The sequence below is a fragment of the Pseudomonas sp. MS19 genome (assembly GCF_013277615.1).
GTDB classification, from domain to species: Bacteria; Pseudomonadota; Gammaproteobacteria; order Pseudomonadales; family Pseudomonadaceae; genus Aquipseudomonas; species Aquipseudomonas marincola.
Map to the genome: position 1 here is coordinate 38229 of NZ_VBTO01000006.1, position 19695 is coordinate 57923.

The window sequence follows — 19695 nt, forward strand, 5'->3', positions numbered from 1 at the left end:
GATGAGCGGAGCATTGGCGCTATATTCAGTTTCACGTGCAAGGATTTGCCCCATGAAAGGCCACGCCGAAGTCATTTCTTATCTGAAAACGCTGCTCAAAGGCGAACTCGCTGCGCGTGATCAGTACTTCATTCACTCGCGCTTTTATGAAGACTGGGGCTACAGCAAGCTCTATGAACGCATCAATCACGAGATGGAAGAAGAAACCCAGCATGCGGATGCATTGCTCAAGCGGATTCTTTTCCTCGAAGGCACGCCGGACATGGCCCCGGATGCTTTCACCTTCGGTAAGAACGTGCCTGAGATGCTCAAGCTTGATCTAAAGCTTGAGTACCATGTGCGTGCTGCATTATGCAAAGGCATGGCCTTGTGCGAAAAGCATCAGGACTACACCAGCCGCGATATCCTGTTGGCGCAGCTTAAAGACACCGAAGAGGATCATGCCTATTGGCTGGAAATCCAGCTGCAACTGATCGAGAAGATCGGTCTGGAGAACTACCTGCAATCGCAGATGTAGTTTTCAAGGCGCAAAAAAATCCCCCGCAGGCTCGGCGTGCGGGGGATTTTTATTGCCTGCGGTTAACCTCAGGCGGGCAGGTCGCGGTCACGCTCAAGCAATGGCTTGAGGAAGTGGCCGGTGTGTGACTGCTCCATGCTGGCGACTTCTTCAGGTGTGCCGACCGCAATAATCTGGCCACCTTTTGAGCCGCCCTCGGGGCCGAGATCCACCAGCCAGTCGGCGGTCTTGATCACGTCGAGGTTGTGCTCGATCACCACCACGGTGTTGCCGTGGTCACGCAGGCGATGGAGGACTTCGAGCAGCTGCTGAATATCCGCAAAATGCAGGCCTGTGGTCGGCTCATCGAGGATATACAGGGTCTTGCCCGTGTCGCGCTTGGACAGCTCGCGCGACAGCTTAACCCGCTGCGCTTCACCGCCAGACAACGTCGTCGCGCTCTGGCCAAGCTTGATGTAAGACAAGCCCACATCAATCAGGGTTTGCAGTTTGCGCGACAGGGCCGGCACGGCGTCGAAGAAGTCACGGGCTTCCTCGATGGTCATATCGAGCACCTCGGTGATGCTCTTGCCCTTGTACTTCACTTCCAGGGTTTCGCGGTTGTAGCGCTTGCCCTTGCACACGTCGCACGGCACGTAGATATCCGGCAGGAAGTGCATCTCGACCTTGATCACGCCATCGCCCTGGCAGGCCTCACAGCGTCCGCCCTTGACGTTGAACGAGAAACGGCCCGGCCCGTAACCGCGTGAGCGCGATTCCGGTACGCCGGCAAACAGTTCACGAATTGGTGTGAACAAGCCGGTGTACGTGGCCGGGTTCGAGCGCGGCGTACGACCAATTGGGCTTTGGTCGATGTCGACGACTTTATCCAGATGCTGCAAACCATCGCAGCTGTCATGTGCCGAGGCTTCCAGCGTCGTCGCACCGTTCAGTGCAGTGGCGCTCAACGGGTAAAGCGTGTTGTTGATCAGTGTCGATTTACCCGAACCGGAAACGCCGGTGACGCACGTCAGCAGGCCAATTGGAATTTCCAGATTGACGTTGCGCAGGTTGTTGCCGCGAGCGCCTTTGATCTTCAGCAGCTGTTTACGGTTTGGCGGCGTGCGCTTGTTCGGCACGGCGATCTTGACCCGGCCCGACAGGTATTTTCCGGTCAGCGAATCCGGATGCGCCATCACCTCGGCCGCTGTGCCTTCGGCAACGATTCGACCGCCGTGTACGCCGGCACCCGGGCCGATGTCCACCACGTAGTCAGCCATGCGAATGGCGTCTTCGTCGTGCTCGACAACAATTACCGTGTTGCCGATGTCGCGCAGATGGCGCAGCGTGCCAAGCAGGCGTTCGTTGTCGCGCTGATGCAGGCCAATCGACGGCTCGTCGAGGATGTACATCACCCCGACCAGGCCAGCGCCAATCTGGCTGGCCAGACGAATACGCTGAGCTTCACCGCCCGAGAGCGTGTCGGCGCTGCGATCAAGCGTCAGGTAATCGAGGCCGACGTTGACCAGAAACTGCAGGCGCTGGCAGATCTCTTTGAGAATCTTGTCGGCAATTTCACCACGGCGGCCGGGCAGGGTAAGGCTGCTGAAATATTCAGCCGCATCGCCGATCGGCAAACCGGTCACCGCCGGCAGCGTGCGTTCACCGACCCACACATGGCGGGCTTCACGGCGCAGACGCGCACCGCAACAGTCCGGGCACGGTTGAGTGCTGAGCAGCTTGCCGAGTTCTTCGCGCACGCTGCTCGATTCTGTCTCGCGGTAGCGGCGATCGAGATTCGGCACGATGCCTTCGAACGGGTGCGAGCGTTTAACGATATCGCCACGATCATTGAGGTAGCGGAAATCAACCGCTTGCGTGCCGCTGCCGAACAGAATGACTTTCTGATGCTCGGCACTGAGATCGTCGAAGGGTATTTCCAGGCTGAAACCATAATGCGCCGACAGCGAGCCGAGCATCTGGAAGTAATAAACGTTGCGCCGGTCCCAGCCGCGAATCGCGCCTTCGGCCAAGGTCATCTCGCCGTTGATCAGGCGCTTGGTGTCGAAGAATTGCTTAACACCCAGACCGTCGCAAGAAGGGCAGGCGCCTGCGGGGTTGTTGAACGAGAACAGCTTCGGCTCAAGCTCGCTGATCGAATGGCCGCAATGCGGGCAAGCGAAACGGGCGGAGAAGATAATCTCTTTGAGGTCGCTGTCTTCGTCATCCATTGGCGCGATGAGCGCAATACCGTCAGCCAGATTCAGCGCGGTCTCGAACGACTCGGCCAGGCGCTGTTGCAGATCGGCACGCACCTTGAAACGGTCAACGACCACATCAATGCTGTGCTTCTTCTGTTTATCCAGCTTGGGCAGTTCATCAAGCTCATGCAGCCGGCCATTGATGCGGGCACGCACAAAACCCTGGGCGCGCAGCTCCTCGAATACCGAGAGGTGCTCACCTTTGCGCTCGCGCACAACTGGCGCCAGCAGCATCAACTTGCTGCCTTCGGGCAATGCCAGCGCCTGATCAACCATCTGGCTGACGGTTTGCGCTTCCAGCGGAACGTCGTGATCCGGGCAGCGCGGAATACCTGCGCGTGCATACAGCAGACGCAGGTAGTCGTAAATTTCGGTGATTGTGCCGACAGTCGATCGCGGGTTGTGCGATGTCGACTTTTGCTCGATGGAGATAGCCGGCGACAAACCTTCGATCGTGTCGACGTCGGGTTTTTCCATCATCGACAGGAACTGCCGGGCATACGCCGAAAGTGATTCGACGTAACGGCGCTGGCCTTCCGCGTAAAGCGTGTCGAACGCCAGTGATGACTTGCCCGAGCCAGACAAGCCGGTGATGACAATCAGCTTGTCCCGCGGCAGAGTCAGGTCGATATTCTTCAGGTTATGGGTTCTAGCCCCACGTATCAGAATCTTGTCCACAAACAGCGGCCTCGCTTGGCGGGCGGAGAAACGATCAAGTATACGGCCGGTACGCCCCCTGCGGCAAAGTGCGCTCCTGTGCCGCAGGTTAGATGACTGGTAGAATCGTCGGCTTGTTCGAATAGGGTCAATTCAATGCACGATCTGCACAGCGAGCGTATGAGTGGTAGCGAAACCCGTGCGGCGGGTGGTCTGGCAATGGTTTTTGCCTTTCGTATGCTCGGCATGTTCATGGTTTTGCCGGTGTTAGCAACCTATGGAATGGACCTCAAGGGCAGTACGCCCGCGCTTATCGGTTTGGCCATTGGCGCATACGGCCTGACTCAGGCCTTTTTCCAAATCCCGTTCGGGGTGATTTCTGATCGTATCGGTCGGCGTCCGGTTATCTATCTCGGGCTGCTGATTTTTGCCGCCGGCAGTGTGCTGGCCGCAGGCGCAGATTCTATCTGGGGTGTTATTGCAGGCCGCGTGCTGCAAGGCGCAGGCGCTATTTCTGCGGCGGTCATGGCCTTGCTTTCGGACCTCACACGCGAGCAACACCGAACCAAGTCGATGGCCATGATCGGCATGAGCATCGGCCTGTCGTTCGCCGTGGCGATGGTCGTCGGGCCATTGCTGACGCGCGCATTCGGACTCTCCGGATTATTTTTGGCGACCGCTGGTCTGGCAATTGTCGGCATGTTGATTATTGCCTTCGTGGTGCCGTCTTCTGCAGGGCCGCTGCAGCACCGTGAGTCGGGCGTGGCCAAGAAAGCGCTGATCCCGATCCTGAAGAATCCGGACTTGTTGCGCCTCGATCTGGGGATTCTGGCCCTGCACGCCATTCTCATGGCGAGCTTTGTGGCGCTGCCGCTGGCGCTGGTTGAACAGGGTAACTTGCCTAAAGAACAGCACTGGTGGGTGTACCTGACCGCCTTGCTGATCGGCTTCTTCGGCATGGTGCCGTTCATTATCTATGCCGAGAAAAAACGCCAGATGAAGCGCGTGCTGGTCGGCGCAGTCGCGGTGCTGATGCTGTGCGAACTTTATTTCTTCGAGTTCGGCACGAGTCTGCAAGCGCTGGTGATCGGTCAGGTCGTGTTCTTCACCGCATTCAACCTGCTCGAAGCCTCGCTGCCATCGTTAATCAGTAAGGTGGCCCCAGCAGGCGGTAAGGGCACCGCGATGGGCGTGTACTCGACCAGCCAATTTCTCGGGGCCGCGATTGGTGGCATTGTCGGTGGCTGGATGTATCAGCATTACGGACTTTCAGGTGTATTCATCGGGTGTGCGGCAATGGCGCTTCTTTGGCTCATCTTTGCTGTTAATATGAAGGAACCTCCATACGTAACCAGCCTGCGCTTGCCGTTGAGCGCAGCCTCGCTGCAAGATGTCGGATTGGTCGAACGTTTAATGGCAGAGCCCGGTGTGGCGGATGCTGTCGTAGTGGCCGATGAGTCAGCCATCTACATCAAAGTGGATACTCAACAATTGGATCGCCCGTCACTGGATCGCTTGATTGGATCAGCCCCGGTGATGAGCTGAAAGCTTAGGAGAACGTTATGGCCCGTGGGGTTAACAAAGTCATTCTGGTCGGTACCTGCGGACAAGATCCGGAGACCCGCTACCTGCCAAACGGTAACGCGGTTACCAACCTGAGCCTGGCTACCAGTGAGCAGTGGACCGACAAGCAAACCGGTCAGAAGGTCGAGAAGACCGAATGGCACCGCGTTTCAATGTTCGGCAAAGTGGCTGAAATTGCTGGCGAGTATCTGCGTAAAGGTTCGCAGGTCTACATCGAAGGCAAGCTGCAGACCCGTGAGTGGGAAAAAGACGGTATCAAGCGTTACACCACCGAAATCGTGGTCGACATGCAAGGCACCATGCAGCTGCTCGGCGGCCGTCCGAACAACGACAGTGGTGATTCCGCTCCACGTCAGCAGCGTCCTGCGCCGCAACAACGTGCACCACAGCCTCAGGCTGCGCCACGTCCTGCGCCGGCTCCACAGCCTGCCGCTGACTACGACAGCTTCGATGACGACATCCCGTTCTAAGTAACGGATGATGTAATCATCTGAATGCTGTTGCTGAAGCCTCCGTTTACGGGGGCTTCATCGTTTCTGCTCAATTGAAATGGCGACGCTCATTGCACGCGCAGTGCAGCGTTGAGTGGGGCTGATCGCGCTTACATGCCACCCTGGGCCTTGATGTCGCCCTTGGTGCCCGCGTCGGTGTCCATCCAGAAGCTGGCGGCATCGGGATTGTCGGTTACGGTGTAGGTGATCATGCCTTGCTGGAAATGCAGCGCGCCGCCAGTGTGTTTGGCTTTCACTGACTTGCCGTTGACCCAGACCTGATTTTTCGCGTCGATACGGATTTTCGCGACGGTTTGCCCTTCGTCACTTACGGCCGTCAACTGCCGGTCACCGTGACCTGTGCTGGCTTTTGGGGCGGCTTCGGTCTGGCTGCTGCCATAACCCGCTTTGGCATTCTCTGCCTTGGATTTATTGATGTCGCAGCCCTGCATCTCAGATACCTGAGTGCACCCGGAGCGTTCGAGTTTCTCCCGGTATTTGCTGTCAATCGCGTTGGCGTTCAGGTAAACCAATGAAACAACCGCGCCAACCAGTAGTGTATTTATGCGCATGATGTTGATCCTTTTTGAAGGTTACCTAAGCGTAATCAATAATCCAGGCTTGACCAGTTCCCTCCGAAGGGCGGCGATGGCGTGGCGACCCGGCGTTTGCGCGATGCAATCAACCTAAACTGACGTGGGTCATGTGATACTTTATCTGCCCGCGTTAAGTGGGCGTTTTCATGTGACCTGATTTTGTTTTTGCTCGCCTGAGCTTTAGTATGCAAGTTATGTGACCTCACAGAAGCTTTGTTAGCTTTCTCTTATTTATAACCGTACTGATTGCTGAGATAGCTATCGATTATGCGAATGCGTTTGATGCTGTTAGGTGGTGGCAATGTGCTGGGGCAGGCGCTGATTCAGCAGGGCGCCGAGGAAGACATTGGCTTTCTGGCACCCAAGCCGCCGGAGTCGGGTTGGGATGCTGCCAGCCTGACTCAGTTGCTCGATGAGACTCGCCCGGATGCCCTGATCAATCTGGCGTATTACTTCGACTGGTTTCAGGCCGAGACTGTGACGCCTGCGCGCTTCAACGAGCAGCAGCGGGCGGTCGAGCGTCTGGCTGAGTTGTGCAAGCACCATGAAATCATGCTGATTCAGCCTTCTAGCTATCGCGTATTCGATGGCTCGCGGGCGACTGCTTACAGTGAAAAAGACGAGCCTGCACCTTTGGGCTTGCACGGTCAGGCCATGCGATACCTTGAGCAAAGTGTCCGCGCTACCTGCCCGCGGCATGTGCTGTTGCGTTTTGGCTGGCTTCTGGATGGCACCCCTGAGGGGTTGCTGGGGCGTTTCCTGAGCCGCGCCGAACGTGATGAAGCGTTGTATCTGGCAGATGACCGGCGCGGTAATCCGACGCCAATTGATGACGCCGCGCGGGTGATACTCGCGGTACTCAAGCAACTGGATTGCATGACTCCGCTGTGGGGGACTTACCACTACGGCGGCCACGAGGCGACAACCTCGCTGGCGTTAGGGCAGGCTGCCCTGAGTGAGGCGCGTAACTTCCGCAGTAGTTTGGTTGAGGAAATCACCCCGCAAGCCCACGTCGCACGCCCCGATGCGTCCGAAGAGCCGCAGCACGCGGTGTTGGCTTGCAAAAAAATCCTTCATACCTTTGGCATAAAACCCCGCGCCTGGCGTGCGGGACTGCCTAATCTACTGGACTATTACTACCGCCATGTCTGATTTACCTGTTCTTGTTACGGGTGGGGCCGGTTTCATCGGCTCGCATCTGGTTGATGCACTGCTGGCTGAAGGGCGCAGCGTGCGCGTGCTCGACAATCTGTCGATGGGCAAGCGCGACAACCTGCCGCTGGATAACCCACGACTGCAGTTTATCCAGGGCGATGTCGCCGACGCAGCCGTTGTTGCCGACGCTGTTGCCGGTTGTGCTGCGGTCGTGCACCTGGCGGCAGTTGCCTCGGTGCAGGCGTCGGTGGATGACCCGGTAAGTACGCATCAGAGCAACTTCGTCGGCACCCTGAATATCTGTGAAGCCATGCGCCTGCATGGGCTCAAGCGCGTCGTGTTCGCCTCGAGTGCGGCAATTTATGGCAGTAATGGTCAGGGCCAGTCGATTGTCGAGGAAACCGCCAAAGCGCCGCTCACGCCTTATGCGTCAGATAAATTGGCCAGTGAGTACTATCTGGACTTTTATCGCCGTGAGCATGGTCTGGAGCCGGCAATTTTTCGCTTCTTCAACATCTTCGGCCCGCGTCAGGACCCCTCGTCACCATATTCCGGGGTGATCAGTATCTTCACCCAGCGCGCTCAGCAGAATTTGCCGATCAGCGTATTTGGCGATGGTGAACAAACCCGCGATTTTTTCTATGTGGCCGATCTGGTTGCCCTGCTGATGCAAGGCCTGAAGACGTCTGACGTCGGCGTTGATGCGCTGAATGTCGGCTGGAATCAAACCACCAGCCTCAATCAATTGCTCGAGTCGATTGGCGAGTTGTTTGGCGGCTTGCCGGAGGTAAGTTACAAGGCGCCGCGTGCCGGTGATATTCGTCACTCACGCGCCGATAACACGCGTTTGCAGTCGCGCTATCAAATGCCTGAGCAAACCTCGATCAAGCAAGGTCTGAAAAACCTGCTGGGGCTTTAGTCACTTTCTTCGCGGCATAAAAAAACCGGCAGTGAGCCGGTTTTTTTGTGCCTGAGATTATTCTCAGAACTTGTAGCCGAGGCCGACCATGTAAACCCATGGATCAACTTCAACGTTAACTTTCAGGTTGCCGACACCGGCTAGGTCAACGTGGGCGTTGGTGTCGATATCGATGTAACGGATCTGGCCGTTGATCATCCAGTTGTCATTGATCATGTAGTCGGCGCCGATCTGCGCGGACGCACCCCATGAGTCGCTGACGTCAAGATTGCTGAAACCTTTGGCTTCTGCGGAGCCTGAAGTCGAAGCATCGTAGAACGCGGTGTAGTTGATGCCGATGCCGACGTAAGGCTGGAACGCATAATTCTTGTCCAGCGGGTAATAAACCAGGCTCAGGGTAGGCGGCAGTTGCTTAACGTCGCCGAGGTTGCCGTTGAGGCCGGCGAGGCCGCCGGGCAGGCCGGATACGCCGATATCATGCGAGAACGGGGTCGCTGCCAGCAATTCGAGGCCCAAGTGGTCGGTCATCATGTAAGCGAAGTTCAAACCGAGCTGGGTGCTGCTATCAACAGTTGCGTGACCACCCAGGTCACCCAGCGGGCTGCCAATGCCTGAGCTGTCTTCGTGTGGGTCAACGGTAATTGCACCGGCACGAACGATGATGTCACCGGCTTCGTGCGCCTGAGCGAACGGTGCAACCATGGCGAGCGCAAGAAGGGGAGCTGCAAACAGTTGCTTATTCATTAATTAACTCCATCGAGTTGCTGTAAATCGGGAATGGAATAAGCATAAGGCTTGGTAAAAAGCGCTTGTTGATCCAGCTCAATAGGATGGCATTCTGCCCAATCTCGACGAATGGATTGCCTTTGCCTGTGCGTGTAGATGATAATGGTTATCTTTAGTACTTCGCGTATCTGTCAAGGAAACTGCATGAACCCCCATCCTCTTCGTGCGCTCATTGCGGCCATGCTGCTATCCAGCGGCACGCTCGTTGCGGCACCGCTCGACAATGCACTCGATGAAAGCCAAGGGCTGGCTCAAGACGCCAAAGCCTCGCAAGCGCGCATCGAAAAGCTTGATGACAGCAGCCGTGAAATGCTCGGTGAGTACCGCGATGCCGTACAACAAGCCGAAGCCCTGAAAGGCTACAACCAACAACTGCGCGAACTGGTTGACGCTCAGCGCAAAGAGCTTGAGGGTTATCAGGCCCAGCTCGACGGGATCGAGCGCACACAGGAAGCCGTAACACCGTTGATGCGGCAAATGGTTGAGGTGCTGGGTGAGTTCATTGCGGCCGACGTACCGTTCTTGCCGCAAGAGCGGGCAGATCGCCTCGCTCAACTTGAGGAAATGATGCCGCGAGCCGACATCAGTCTGGCGGAAAAATACCGGCGCATTCTTGAGGCCTATCAAGTCGAGAGCGATTACGGTCGCACGCTTGAGGCCTGGCGTGGTGAGCTGCCTGTAGAGGGCGGCACGCGCAATGTCGAGTTCCTGCGTCTGGGGCGCGCAATGCTTTATTACCAAACACTCGACGGCCGTGAAAGTGGCTGGTGGAATCCGCAGGCACAAAGCTGGCAGGTGCTCGATAACGCTGCACGGCGTCCGTTGCACCAGGCGTTGGCGATTGCCCGTCAGGAAGAGGCACCGGCGTTGCTTGAGTTACCTGTCAAAACCTTGGTTGGGGAGAGCCATTAATGCGTCCTGTAATTCAGCGAAATCTGCTCGGCGCGCTCTTGCTCAGCCTGCTGCCAATAATGGCCTCGGCCAACGAAGTACTCAGCCCTGAACAATTGCTGCAACGCATTCGCAGTGATCGTGCCAGTGAAGTAACGGCTATGCAGGCGCGCGAAAAGGCGTTCATCAGCGAAAGCGCTGAGCGTGCGCAAATGCTCAGTAAAGCCAAGGCGGCACTGAGCCAGCAGCAAGCCGAAGCGGCGCGCTTGAAAGCCGAATTCGACCTTCAGGAAGCCCAGTTGGCAGAGCAGGAAAAGCTCCTCAACCAACGCGTAGGTCACTTGGGCGAGCTGTTCGGCGTGGTCCGTCAGAGCGCTGGCGATGTGGCTGGGCAATGGCAGGACAGCCTGCTTAATGCGCAATTCCCCGAGCGTCTGGAACGTCTGAATAATCTGGCGAAAAGCCGCACCTTGCCGGCCGCGCAAGATCTAGAAGCTTACTGGATGCTGCTGCTTGAAGACCTTACCGCGAGTGGTCAGGTTGCGCGGGTGAAGTTGCCGGTTGTTGCTGCCGACGGCACGCGCAGCGAGAAGCAGGTACTGCGCGTTGGGGCGTTTTCGGCGTTCGACGACGATGCATTCCTGCGTTTCGATGCCGACACCCAGAACCTCCTGACTCCGGCGCGTCAGCCTTCCGGGCAAGCGCTGGTGAGTGATTACCTGCAAAGCAAAGAGGCCTTGGGCGTGCTGCCGATTGACCCGACTCGTGGCACCTTGCTGGCGCAGTTGCAGCGTCAACCGACGCCGTGGGATCGCTTGCAACAAGGCGGCCTGGTGGGTTGGGTGATTGTCGCGCTGGGCGTTGTTGGTTTGCTGCTTGCGCTGTGGCGCATGGCTGTTCTGGGGCGTGCCGGACGTGGCGTGAATGCGCAGATGCGTGACCTGAGTGCACCGCGTGATGACAATCCACTGGGCCGGGTGATTGGTGTGCTCGGCGCCAAGCCGCAGCTGTCGGATCTGGAAACGCTGGAGCTGAAACTCGACGAGGCGATCATGCTCGAAACCCCGCCGCTGGAGAAAGGCCAGGGCCTGCTCAAGCTGCTGAGTGCTGTTGCGCCGCTGCTGGGTTTGCTGGGTACGGTCACCGGGATGATCGTCACCTTCCAGGCGATTACTCAGGGCGGTGGCGGCGACTCGCGACTTATGGCCGATGGTATTTCGCAGGCGCTGGTCACCACCGTGCTCGGTTTGTTGGTGGCAATCCCGTTGCTGTTCCTGCACACCTTGCTGGCCAGCCGTAGCAAAAACCTGATCCAACTGCTTGAGCAACAAAGCGCCGGCCTGATTGCCCTGCATTTGTCCGGAGCACCGCGTCGTGAGTGAAGTCTACGGCCTGTGGCTGCGTCTGACCGACAGCGGTTACGCCCTGCTCGACTTCATGCAGGCGGGCGGCGTTGTTATGTGGGCGTTGGCAGGGTTGTGCGTGCTGTTCTGGACGCTGGCTTTCGAGCGCCTGTGGTTTATTCGCCGGGTTTTCCCGCAATGGGCCACTGAGCGCTTGCATGCGTGGCAAGCGATGCAGCAGGAAAGCGCAGAAAACTGGCAGCGCTCGGTACGCAGCGCCTGGCTTGCGCAAGCCCGCGAGCAACTGATGGGTCCGCTGCGCCTGAGTAAAACGCTGGTGGCCATGTACCCGCTGCTTGGCTTGCTGGGCACAGTGAGCGGCATGGTTGCGGTGTTCGATGTGCTGGCCATTAACGGCAGCGGTAATCCGCGCGGCATGGCGGCGGGCGTCTGGCAGGCAACACTGCCGACGATGGCCGGCATGGTGTTGGCGATTAGTGGATTGTTCAGCCTGGCGCGTCTTGAACGTGACGCCCGTCAGGCTATTGAGCGGCTGGCTGACCAGCTGCGTCACGACTGAGATAGATCATCATGAGAATGCGTCGTCACCATCAGCAAGACGAAGACACCGGCATCGACCTCACACCGATGCTCGATGTGGTTTTCATCATGCTGATTTTCTTCATCGTCACCAGCTCCTTTATCAAGGAGTCGGGTGTCGAAGTGCAGCGTCCACAAGCCGAAACGGCCAATCCGCAGGACAAGGGCAATATCCTGATCGCGGTGACTGCCGACGGGCAGGTGTGGATGGATAAAAAGGTGGTCGATGTACGCAGCGTGCGTGCGCACATTGAGCGTATGCGGGTCGACCAGCCGGAAGGTTCGGTGGTGGTGCAGGCTGATCAGGATGCACGTACCGGTCTGGTGGTGCAGGTGATGGATCAGGCGCGTCTGGCCGGTGTGCAAGACGTAGCGCTGGCGGCCAGTTCGGGAGCGCTTTGATGCGTTTGCTCGGATCATTAGCCGCCGCGTGTCTGGTCGCGCTGGGTCTGTTCGGCTTGATGCTTTACATGGTCGCGCCGCCACACAGCCAGCCTTCGGATGAGCCGGTGTCGGTCGCCAACTTCGTGCGCATGGACACCGACACCAGCAGCCCCGAGTCGCGTACCCGCCAGCAAGCGCCGCAACCGCCGCAGCCACAAACACCTCAGCCGCCGACTCCGCCAACGCCGGTCGCGGCCACGCCAAGCGCAAGCTTGCCGGCGCTGGATATGCCGATGCCGAGCCTGAGTGCTGGCGTCAGCGTCAGTGTTGCCCCCGCACCAAGCCTGACCGGCCTGAGCGCCGCTGCGGTAGCGCCAGCGGCTGCACCTGCACCTGCTGCGCCGGCTGATTCCGGCGCTGCTGCGGGTGGGCCGGAAAGCGAAGTGATGCCGCTCAATGATGTGCGTCCGGAATATCCGCGTTATGCCTTGCAGCGCGGGATTCAGGGGCACGTCAAATTGGCCTTTACCATCACCCGCGCCGGCAAGGTCGAAAATGTGCGGGTGCTTGAGGCTGAGCCTGCCAACGTATTTGAACGTGAAGCGCGTCGCGCCGCCGTGCGCTGGCGTTTTGCTCCGCGCACGGAGAGCGGTTTGGCAGTGTCCCGTGAGGCGGTTAAAACCTTGTACTTTCGTTTAGAGGGGAAAGGCTGATATGTATCGTTTACTGTTTTTGACTGCTTTGGTTTGGGCGTCAGCGACACAGGCTGCGCAATCAGTTGATCCCTCTGTGTTGAAGGCGCTGAATACGGCGCAAGCGGCTCAGCAGCAGGGTAATTACTCCGCCGCCAAGCGCGCACTGGATGGCGCCAAAGCAGCGCCCGATACGCTTGAGCAAGCCTTGTTATGGCGCAGCCGGGGTTATCTGGCCTGGGCCGAAGGCAACAACGCGCAAGCCATCGAGTTGCTTGATAAAGCGCTCAAGAGCAAACATTTAGACGCTGAACAAAGTGCCACCGAGACCATCAATCTGGCACGGCTGAATCTGGTCGAAAAGCGCTACAAGCAAGTCATCAGCTTGCTGGCACCGCTTCAGGCCAAGGCCAATGAAGAGCAGCTGCAAATGCTGGTGCAGGCTTATCAGGGCGCAGGGCAACCAGCCAAAGCGCTGCCTTTAGCCGAGCGCTACGTCAAAGCCAACCCAAAGGCTGCCGACAGCTGGCTGCAGTTCCTGGTTTCCATGAATGCGCAGTTAAAGCGCTATCCAGCTGCCGAAAACTGGCAGCGTCAGTTGCTCAAACGTCACGTCAATGATGTGCAGCAATGGCGGCAATTGGCAGCGCTCGAGCAGATTAGCGGCAAACCTGAGCGCGCCTTGGCGACCTTGCGCGCGGCTTACCGCAAAGGGCTGCGGTTCAAAGCCAGCGAGTTGGATAATCTGGTGCTGATGGCCAGCGCAGCGGACCAGCCATGGCAGGGCGCAACCTTGCTGCAAGGCATGCTTGAACAAGGTTACCTGCAGCGCAGCAGTGCCCGCGAAGAGCGTTTGGGTAGCCTCTGGTGGCAAGCGCGTGATCGCAAAAAGGCCGTGCAGGTATTCCAGCAACTGGCCAAAAACAGCGGCAGCGGCCAGCACTGGCTGAAGGTCGCGCAACTGCAAATGGAGCAGGCGCACTGGAAGGCCGGCCTCGCGGCACTGAAAAAGGCCGAAGCGGGTGGCGCCAATCGTAAAGCCGTCAATGACTGGCGACGCTGGGCCGAAAGCGAACTGAGCTTCGCCGAAGACTCAAACCTGCTCAGCAACCGTTAAGCCGCGCGTGCGGGGTGGGTGGTTTATGCGTCCATGCATAAGCTGCCCGACGGATTGCGTACGGCCCGAATCGTATTCCACCGGCATCTCGACGGAGGATGGTTAACCCGCAGGGTAAACCGTCATGGCGGTCTTTGGGATGTACCTATTCCGGTTTTTTGTGCGGTCGGTGAGCCGGTTAATTGCCGTGGGTGGGTGTATGCGCCGATGCATAAATCGCCTGACGGATTGCGTCGCCAAGCTCCGCGATCCATCCTCCGGTTTGTGGTGTGAGTCGAATGCCGCGGCGACCATCTCGACGGAGGATGGTTAACCCATCGGGTAAACCGTCATGGCGGTCTGTGGGATGTACCGATTCCGGGTTTTTGTGCGGTCGGCGCGCCGGTTGAATGCCGTGGGTGGCTTTATGCGCCGATGCATAAATCGCCTGACGGATTGCGTCGCCAAGCTCCGCGATCCATCCTCCGGTTTGTGGTGTGAGTCGAATGCCGCGGTGACCATCTCGACGGAGGATGGTTAACCCGCAGGGTAAACCGTCATGGCGGTCTGCGGGGTGTACCGGTTCCGGTTGTGTGAGGCGTGAGCCGGTTGGTGACGGCTTGCAGGGATCAGCTGTCGGGTAATTCGTAGGGGTAGATCTTGCTGGCTTGCAACTGGTAGCCGGCGTCGGCTATTTCGCTGCTGGCGCTTTCAACTTTGACTTTGCCCTCGATCCAGAACGGCTGATACAGCGACTCCATTTTCACGGGCTTCTGGCTGCGGACCATTACGATCTGGTTGGGCGGTGGAGGCGGTACGTGGATGCAGGCGCCGAAATAGGGCACGAGCAAAAAACTGGTGACGTCGCCGTTATCGTCGGTATCCAGCGGCACGATGTAGCCGGGCAGGCGGATGTTCTCACCGTCGAGTGCTTTGACCACGGGAGCATTGAGCGCCGGCTGGCTTGCTGCTGGGCCAGACTCGTTGAGCACATTGGCGAGTTGCGAGAGGTCATGCATCGGCGCCATTTGCGCAGCTACCGGTGGCGCGTCTGGCGGGATCAGGTCGTCCCAGATCAGTTCGCGAACCGGATTGGAACTGGCGGCAGTTGCCGCCAGCATGCTGCTGGCCAGGAGTAGGGCGGTGATAAAGCGTGGCATCGGATGCGCTCGTAACGTTTAAAGGTGAATGGACAAGCCATCCGCCAGAGATTGACGGTATGCGCGCCACGCCGGGATACAGCCCATCAGCAACGCAGCACAGAGAATAGCGCCGAGCAGGCTCCCGTCATAGTGCGACGGCAGGCTTAGCGGCAGGTACAAACCGTAATTGGCTTGCACATAGCCTTGCGCCAGCGCGATGCCGACGTAAAGCAAGCCAAGGCCGAGCGCCACGCCGGCCAGCGCCAGGCTGAATGCTTCAAGTATCAGCAACCCTGCGACGTGGATCGGGCGGGCGCCGACTGAGCGCAGAATGGCCATCTCGCGGCGGCGTTCATTAAGGCTGGTCAGGATGGCGGTGAGCATGCCGATCAAACCGGTCAGCACGACAAACAGCGACACCACAAATAGTGCCTTCTCTGCCGTACTCATCAGGCTCCAGAGTTCCTGCAAGGCCACGCCCGGCAAAATCGCCAGCAACGGTTCGCCGCGGTATTCGTTGATTTCGCGTTGCAGGGCAAAGGTTGCGATTCTGCTTTTCAGGCCCAGCAACATGGCCGTAATCGCCTGCGGTTGCAGATCCATTGCGCGCACTTGTTCTGCGCTGACGCCCTGACCCTTACGCGCTGGCATGCCGTTTTTCCAGTCGACGTGCAGCGCTTCCATGCCGCTCAGGGAAATATGCAGGGTGCGGTCTACCGGGGTGCCAGTGCGCTTGAGAATGCCGACGACGTGAAAGGGTTTGTCGGCATGTTTAACCAGGCTGATGGTGGCTATGCCGTGCGCGAGGACCAGTTCGTCCTTGAGCTTGTAATGCAGCGCCTCGGCCACCTCGGCGCCCAGTACGACTTCGAACGGATCATCGGCGAATGCGCGGCCCTGAGCCAGTTCGAGTGCTTGCTTGCGCCCGTAGCGGTAGTGGCTGAAATAGTCGGTGGACGTACCCATTACGCGATAGCCGCGATGCGAGTCGCCCAGTGAAATTGGAATTGCCCACTTCACTTGCGGGTGCTTGGCGATGGTTTCGTAGCTGTCCCAGCGGATATTGTTGGTGGCGTTGCCGATGCGAAAAACCGAGTAGAGCAGCAGGTTGATCGAGCCTGAACGTGCGCCCACGATCAGGTCGGTGCCGCTGATGGTATTGGCAAAGCTGGTGCGCGCCTCGGTACGCACGCGCTCGACCGCCAGCAACAGGCAAACAGACAGAGCAATGGTGAATACCGTGAGCAGAGCGGTGAAGCGGCGGTTGGCCAGACTGGCCAGCGCCAGACGAAATAGGTACACGCTTAATTCTCCATCTCACGCTTGACGCGATTGAGCGATGCCAGCGATTCAGTGCGGTCGAAATGTTTGGCCAGGCCGTGGTCGTGGCTGACGAACAACAGACTGGATTCGGCCGTGGCGCACTCGGCGAACAACAACTCCAGGAAGCGCTCACGCGAGTCGGCATCCAGTGCCGAGGTCGGCTCGTCCGCAATCACCAGCGCGGGCTGACCGATCAGGGCGCGAGCGGCGGCCACGCGTTGTTGTTGACCGATCGACAGGGTGTCGGCGCGGCGTTCCAGCAAGTCGCGATCCGCCAGGCCCAAATGGCCGAGCAGCTCAGTCGCGGCCTTGGCAACGCTGCCATGACGAAAACGTGCGCGGCTGCTGCGTAGTTTCGAGAAGTGGCAGGGCAATTCGACGTTTTCGCGCACCGACAAAAAAGGCAGCAGGTTGAACTGCTGGAAGATGTAGCCGGTGTGATCCACCCGAAAACGATCCCGTGCGCTGGCGCTCATGGCGCCGAGATCCTGGTTGAGCAGCATGACGGTGCCACGGCTGGCTTTCTGTACGCCGCCAAGCAAACCCAGCAAGGTGGTTTTGCCGCTGCCGCTGGGGCCACTGAGAAACAGCCGCTCACCGCGTTGTAGAGTCAGGCTCGGAATGTCCAACAGCTCATTCTGACCGGGCCAGGCAAAGCCCAGGTCGGTCAAACTAATCAACGTCGAGGTCATGTTCATGTCGGTCGAGTTGCCCCGACCGATCTTCGCTTGGTGTGCTTAAAAGTTGGCAGTCGCGTTAGCCGGGTCCAATTGTGCACCTTTCTGGCCTGCCGGGCCGATCATCTGCAGTTGAATCTTGTGCATGCCCGGGAAACGCTTGAACAGCCCGCCAAGATCCAGCTGACCAAGGGCCTCGGGTTGTTTGCAGTCGAAGCTGTACTGCGCGTGAATATCGCTGTGTTCATGTTCATGTTCATGTTCATGCTTATGGTCGCTGTCGTCGGCGCTGTGTGCATGCTCCGCATGGCCGCCAAACATAGGCCCGTCAATGTCTTGCTCGATGACGCCGCAGTTACCGTTTTGCAAACCAAACAAGGTTACCGGATCGGCCAGGGCGCGTGCCACTTCGGCAACAACGGCTTTATCTTCGGCAGAGTTTGCCGCGTGCTCGAAGCCCAATAGGTTCATCGCTGGGCTGTTGAGTTCAAGTTCCAGAGTGTGTTCGTCGAGCGCCGCGTTTAGCTGCGCCGAGCCATGCTCATGCGCGGGGAGGCTGTCGTGGTCAGTGTGATCATGCTCTTGAGCGGTAGCCAACAATGGCAGCAGAACGAAGGGAGCGGCAAGGAGTAAACGGCGCATATCGAGTCCATGTGTCGTGTGATAATTGTTACGTTATAACGAAATATAACGACAATTGCTATCAGCAGTTGTCGCTCACCCTCTCTGCGTGGGAGCATTCGAGCATTACGGTGGAGGTAGCGATGGTGCGCATACGCGGCAAGATCGGCGAATGGCCGGTGGATTTGACGGTCGAAATGGAGCCGCATGAGTGGGCTCAACTGGCGGGGCGGGCAGAGAGCGAAGCGCAGGATGTTGCGCCCACAACTCCGGTTGCGGCATCAGCGCCGGCTACCGATGACTTGTGGAGTACAAGCCTGACGCTGCTGCGCAATGCCGGGCAAATCGATGGCCCGCAATTGCTGGGGCAATTGTCGGCACTGGCCGGCAGCGAGCAAGCCGGTAAGCGCCTGCTGGTGCGCATGCGCCACAGTCCGCTGGTGCGGGTTGAGAATGGCGAGGATGCGCCGGTTTATCATTGGCTGGGAGAGGCGTGAGGCCGCATTGCGCCGCCTCACGCGTACAATATCCCAGGCTATTGCTGCTTGATGGCGTCCCACGACTCGCCGGCAACCCACAGGCAAACGCCCAGCAGCACGGCATCCTTGATCAGGAACGAGCCCAGCAGCGAAGGGAAAAGCCCCTCGGTATGTAAAACACCGGGCGTGCTGAACAGGAAAGTCAGGGTTGTCAGGAATAAACCGATAGCCAGCAGGGCGCCCAGCAGCGAAGCTTTTTTACTGAGCGGATACAGGGCCAGCAACGCGGCAATGATCAGTTCGCCGGTACCAATCATGGATGACACGCCTTGCACGCTGCCCACCGCGTAAAGCCACGACAGCAAAGGTGAGTTTTGAATCAGGCCGCTGATAGCCTGAGCTTCGTCGGGGTGGTACTTGAACGCACCAATCCAGGCGATGATGAAAACCGTGCCGTACAGCGCAAGGTAAAAACCGATTTTTGAAAGTTTGTTCGACATACGTCCCTGCAACCTTTAGAGAGCTATAAAAACGCCGCAGATCCGAGAGGGATTCTGCGGCGGTGTTGTCTCTACAGAGCCGGTGGGGCGATAAAAATTACATCAGTAAATCGCTTGATACAGTTTGCGCCGGTACAACGTCACCAACGGGTGATCATTGCCGAGCAGCTCGAACACCTGCAGCAAGGTCTTGTGGGCGATGCCGTCCGCGTAGCCACGGTTGCGCACAAACAGGCGCAACACCGCATCAAGTGCCGGCTCGTATTGTTGACGGGCGAGTTGTTGGACGGCCAGTTGATACACCGCCTCGTCATCTTCGCTGTTTTGCGCAATACGGGTTTTCAGGGCAGCGATATCCGGCATTTCAGCCGCCTGACGGAGGAACGTCAGTTGCGCCCGCGCACCCGCCAGCGCTTGCTTGTGTTCATCGCCCTGCACGGCATTCAGGACGGTTTCGGCTTCCGCCAGCTCGCCACGCTCAGCCATGCAGCGGGCATACAGAATCAGGCCCAGTGCGTTGCTGTTGTCCTCGGCGAGCAGTTGCTTTAACTGCGCTTCGGCTTCGCTGATATGGCCGTCGGCAAACAGCGCTTGCGCGCTTTTCAGCAGGTCGACTTGCGGCGCAGCGGGCTCGTTGACGTGAGGTTGGAGCATGGCGCGAATTTCAGACTCCGGCTTGGCGCCGCTAAAGCCATCTATCGGTTGGCCGTCCTTGAACAGCACCACGGTTGGCAGGCTGCGGATACCAAAGCGGGCGACGATATCCTGCTCGGCATCGCAGTCGACCTTGGCCAGCAGCAGTTCGCCCTGATAACCCTCGGTAATTTGCGCCAGCGTAGGCATCAGTGCTTTGCAGGGCGCGCACCAATCCGCCCAGAAGTCGACCAGAACCGGCTTGTGGAACGAGTTCTCGATGACCAGTTGATCAAACTGGGCAGCGCCGGAGATATCAAAAATATAAGGGGTGTCGCTCATGGTCGGCTCTCGCGGGTCAAAATAGAG

At 58.4% G+C, this 19695-nt stretch carries 21 protein-coding genes; 12 read left to right on the forward strand and 9 right to left on the reverse strand.

Annotation, left to right across the window (positions count from 1 at the left end; all coding sequences use genetic code 11):
• Positions 1–52: 52 nt before the first annotated feature.
• Positions 53–517, forward strand: a complete 465-nt coding sequence (gene bfr / locus FEZ62_RS05625) for a bacterioferritin (RefSeq protein ID WP_069901970.1) — start codon at positions 53–55, stop codon at positions 515–517.
• 68 nt (positions 518–585) lie between these two features.
• Here the strand turns inward: bfr and uvrA are convergent, their stop codons facing one another.
• Positions 586–3435 (reverse strand): excinuclease ABC subunit UvrA, encoded by a 2850-nt coding sequence (gene uvrA / locus FEZ62_RS05630; RefSeq protein ID WP_172927096.1) that lies wholly within the window; start codon positions 3433–3435, stop codon positions 586–588.
• A 135-nt stretch (positions 3436–3570) separates the two neighbouring features.
• Here uvrA and FEZ62_RS05635 point away from each other — a divergent pair, with 135 nt between their 5' ends.
• Both FEZ62_RS05635 and FEZ62_RS05640 read left to right on the forward strand, forming a co-directional pair.
• Positions 3571–4959 (forward strand): MFS transporter, encoded by a 1389-nt coding sequence (locus tag FEZ62_RS05635; RefSeq protein ID WP_172927097.1) that lies wholly within the window; start codon positions 3571–3573, stop codon positions 4957–4959.
• Between the two features lie 17 nt (positions 4960–4976).
• A complete protein-coding gene (locus FEZ62_RS05640; protein ID WP_069901973.1) occupies positions 4977–5468 on the forward strand; it encodes a single-stranded DNA-binding protein in 492 nt (163 codons plus the stop codon).
• Between the two features lie 131 nt (positions 5469–5599).
• Here FEZ62_RS05640 and FEZ62_RS05645 read toward each other — a convergent pair whose 3' ends face one another.
• Positions 5600–6061 (reverse strand): hypothetical protein, encoded by a 462-nt coding sequence (locus tag FEZ62_RS05645; RefSeq protein WP_172927098.1) that lies wholly within the window; start codon positions 6059–6061, stop codon positions 5600–5602.
• A 291-nt stretch (positions 6062–6352) separates the two neighbouring features.
• Between FEZ62_RS05645 and FEZ62_RS05650 the strand changes: the two genes are divergently transcribed.
• A complete protein-coding gene (locus FEZ62_RS05650) occupies positions 6353–7237 on the forward strand; it encodes a sugar nucleotide-binding protein (protein ID WP_069901975.1) in 885 nt (294 codons plus the stop codon).
• Positions 7230–8159, forward strand: a complete 930-nt coding sequence (locus FEZ62_RS05655; protein WP_069901976.1) for an NAD-dependent epimerase/dehydratase family protein — start codon at positions 7230–7232, stop codon at positions 8157–8159. Before FEZ62_RS05650 ends, FEZ62_RS05655 begins: the two co-directional genes overlap by 8 nt.
• 63 nt (positions 8160–8222) lie before the next feature.
• Here FEZ62_RS05655 and FEZ62_RS05660 read toward each other — a convergent pair whose 3' ends face one another.
• Entirely contained in the window at positions 8223–8903 is a 681-nt protein-coding gene (locus FEZ62_RS05660) for an OmpW family outer membrane protein (protein WP_069901977.1), read from the reverse strand.
• A 186-nt stretch (positions 8904–9089) separates the two neighbouring features.
• On the opposite strand from FEZ62_RS05660, the gene FEZ62_RS05665 reads away from it, so the two are divergent.
• The 6 genes from FEZ62_RS05665 to FEZ62_RS05690 are packed head-to-tail and all read left to right on the forward strand — an operon-like array spanning position 9090 to position 13972.
• Positions 9090–9857 carry a DUF3450 domain-containing protein gene (locus FEZ62_RS05665; protein WP_069901978.1) on the forward strand — a complete coding sequence of 256 codons (768 nt, stop codon included), beginning with the start codon at positions 9090–9092 and terminating at the stop codon, positions 9855–9857.
• Positions 9857–11218 (forward strand): MotA/TolQ/ExbB proton channel family protein, encoded by a 1362-nt coding sequence (locus tag FEZ62_RS05670; RefSeq protein WP_172927099.1) that lies wholly within the window; start codon positions 9857–9859, stop codon positions 11216–11218. Before FEZ62_RS05665 ends, FEZ62_RS05670 begins: the two co-directional genes overlap by 1 nt.
• Positions 11211–11759, forward strand: a complete 549-nt coding sequence (locus tag FEZ62_RS05675; RefSeq protein WP_069901980.1) for a MotA/TolQ/ExbB proton channel family protein — start codon at positions 11211–11213, stop codon at positions 11757–11759. The genes FEZ62_RS05670 and FEZ62_RS05675 overlap by 8 nt, the downstream gene beginning before the upstream one ends.
• 11 nt (positions 11760–11770) lie before the next feature.
• Positions 11771–12181 (forward strand): biopolymer transporter ExbD, encoded by a 411-nt coding sequence (locus FEZ62_RS05680; protein ID WP_069901981.1) that lies wholly within the window; start codon positions 11771–11773, stop codon positions 12179–12181.
• Positions 12181–12876 (forward strand): energy transducer TonB, encoded by a 696-nt coding sequence (locus FEZ62_RS05685; protein ID WP_069901982.1) that lies wholly within the window; start codon positions 12181–12183, stop codon positions 12874–12876. Before FEZ62_RS05680 ends, FEZ62_RS05685 begins: the two co-directional genes overlap by 1 nt.
• 1 nt (position 12877) lies before the next feature.
• A complete protein-coding gene (locus FEZ62_RS05690) occupies positions 12878–13972 on the forward strand; it encodes a tetratricopeptide repeat protein (RefSeq protein WP_172927100.1) in 1095 nt (364 codons plus the stop codon).
• A 608-nt stretch (positions 13973–14580) separates the two neighbouring features.
• Here FEZ62_RS05690 and FEZ62_RS05695 read toward each other — a convergent pair.
• The 4 genes from FEZ62_RS05695 to FEZ62_RS05710 are packed head-to-tail and all read right to left on the reverse strand — an operon-like array spanning position 14581 to position 17735.
• Positions 14581–15111 (reverse strand): DUF3299 domain-containing protein, encoded by a 531-nt coding sequence (locus FEZ62_RS05695; RefSeq protein ID WP_069901984.1) that lies wholly within the window; start codon positions 15109–15111, stop codon positions 14581–14583.
• Positions 15112–15129: 18 nt separating this feature from the next.
• A complete protein-coding gene (locus FEZ62_RS05700; RefSeq protein ID WP_172927101.1) occupies positions 15130–16395 on the reverse strand; it encodes an FtsX-like permease family protein in 1266 nt (421 codons plus the stop codon).
• Between the two features lie 2 nt (positions 16396–16397).
• The gene (locus FEZ62_RS05705; protein ID WP_172927102.1) at positions 16398–17108 is read right to left on the reverse strand and encodes an ABC transporter ATP-binding protein; all 711 of its coding nucleotides are present in this window, start codon (positions 17106–17108) and stop codon (positions 16398–16400) included.
• Between the two features lie 45 nt (positions 17109–17153).
• Positions 17154–17735: a DUF2796 domain-containing protein gene (locus FEZ62_RS05710; RefSeq protein ID WP_172927103.1), complete on the reverse strand. Its 582-nt coding sequence runs from the start codon at positions 17733–17735 to the stop codon at positions 17154–17156.
• A 122-nt stretch (positions 17736–17857) separates the two neighbouring features.
• On the opposite strand from FEZ62_RS05710, the gene FEZ62_RS05715 reads away from it, so the two are divergent.
• Complete coding sequence (locus tag FEZ62_RS05715) at positions 17858–18211, forward strand: hypothetical protein (protein WP_172927104.1); 354 nt, start codon at positions 17858–17860, stop codon at positions 18209–18211.
• A 38-nt stretch (positions 18212–18249) separates the two neighbouring features.
• Here FEZ62_RS05715 and FEZ62_RS05720 read toward each other — a convergent pair whose 3' ends face one another.
• Positions 18250–18693 (reverse strand): DUF417 family protein, encoded by a 444-nt coding sequence (locus FEZ62_RS05720; protein WP_090515038.1) that lies wholly within the window; start codon positions 18691–18693, stop codon positions 18250–18252.
• 102 nt (positions 18694–18795) lie between these two features.
• Positions 18796–19668, reverse strand: a complete 873-nt coding sequence (gene trxA, locus FEZ62_RS05725; protein WP_069901990.1) for a thioredoxin — start codon at positions 19666–19668, stop codon at positions 18796–18798.
• Positions 19669–19695: the final 27 nt, after the last annotated feature.

Coding starts and splice junctions, on each gene's coding strand:
- bfr (WP_069901970.1), top strand. CDS start 53: ATGAAAGGCCACGCCGAAGTCATTTCTTATCTGAAAACGCTGCTCAAA.
- FEZ62_RS05635 (WP_172927097.1), top strand. CDS start 3,571: ATGCACGATCTGCACAGCGAGCGTATGAGTGGTAGCGAAACCCGTGCG.
- FEZ62_RS05640 (WP_069901973.1), top strand. CDS start 4,977: ATGGCCCGTGGGGTTAACAAAGTCATTCTGGTCGGTACCTGCGGACAA.
- FEZ62_RS05645 (WP_172927098.1), bottom strand. CDS start 6,061: ATGCGCATAAATACACTACTGGTTGGCGCGGTTGTTTCATTGGTTTAC.
- FEZ62_RS05650 (WP_069901975.1), top strand. CDS start 6,353: ATGCGAATGCGTTTGATGCTGTTAGGTGGTGGCAATGTGCTGGGGCAG.
- FEZ62_RS05655 (WP_069901976.1), top strand. CDS start 7,230: ATGTCTGATTTACCTGTTCTTGTTACGGGTGGGGCCGGTTTCATCGGC.
- FEZ62_RS05660 (WP_069901977.1), bottom strand. CDS start 8,903: ATGAATAAGCAACTGTTTGCAGCTCCCCTTCTTGCGCTCGCCATGGTT.
- FEZ62_RS05665 (WP_069901978.1), top strand. CDS start 9,090: ATGAACCCCCATCCTCTTCGTGCGCTCATTGCGGCCATGCTGCTATCC.
- FEZ62_RS05670 (WP_172927099.1), top strand. CDS start 9,857: ATGCGTCCTGTAATTCAGCGAAATCTGCTCGGCGCGCTCTTGCTCAGC.
- FEZ62_RS05680 (WP_069901981.1), top strand. CDS start 11,771: ATGAGAATGCGTCGTCACCATCAGCAAGACGAAGACACCGGCATCGAC.
- FEZ62_RS05685 (WP_069901982.1), top strand. CDS start 12,181: ATGCGTTTGCTCGGATCATTAGCCGCCGCGTGTCTGGTCGCGCTGGGT.
- FEZ62_RS05690 (WP_172927100.1), top strand. CDS start 12,878: ATGTATCGTTTACTGTTTTTGACTGCTTTGGTTTGGGCGTCAGCGACA.
- FEZ62_RS05695 (WP_069901984.1), bottom strand. CDS start 15,111: ATGCCACGCTTTATCACCGCCCTACTCCTGGCCAGCAGCATGCTGGCG.
- FEZ62_RS05705 (WP_172927102.1), bottom strand. CDS start 17,108: ATGACCTCGACGTTGATTAGTTTGACCGACCTGGGCTTTGCCTGGCCC.
- FEZ62_RS05710 (WP_172927103.1), bottom strand. CDS start 17,735: ATGCGCCGTTTACTCCTTGCCGCTCCCTTCGTTCTGCTGCCATTGTTG.
- FEZ62_RS05715 (WP_172927104.1), top strand. CDS start 17,858: ATGGTGCGCATACGCGGCAAGATCGGCGAATGGCCGGTGGATTTGACG.
- FEZ62_RS05720 (WP_090515038.1), bottom strand. CDS start 18,693: ATGTCGAACAAACTTTCAAAAATCGGTTTTTACCTTGCGCTGTACGGC.
- trxA (WP_069901990.1), bottom strand. CDS start 19,668: ATGAGCGACACCCCTTATATTTTTGATATCTCCGGCGCTGCCCAGTTT.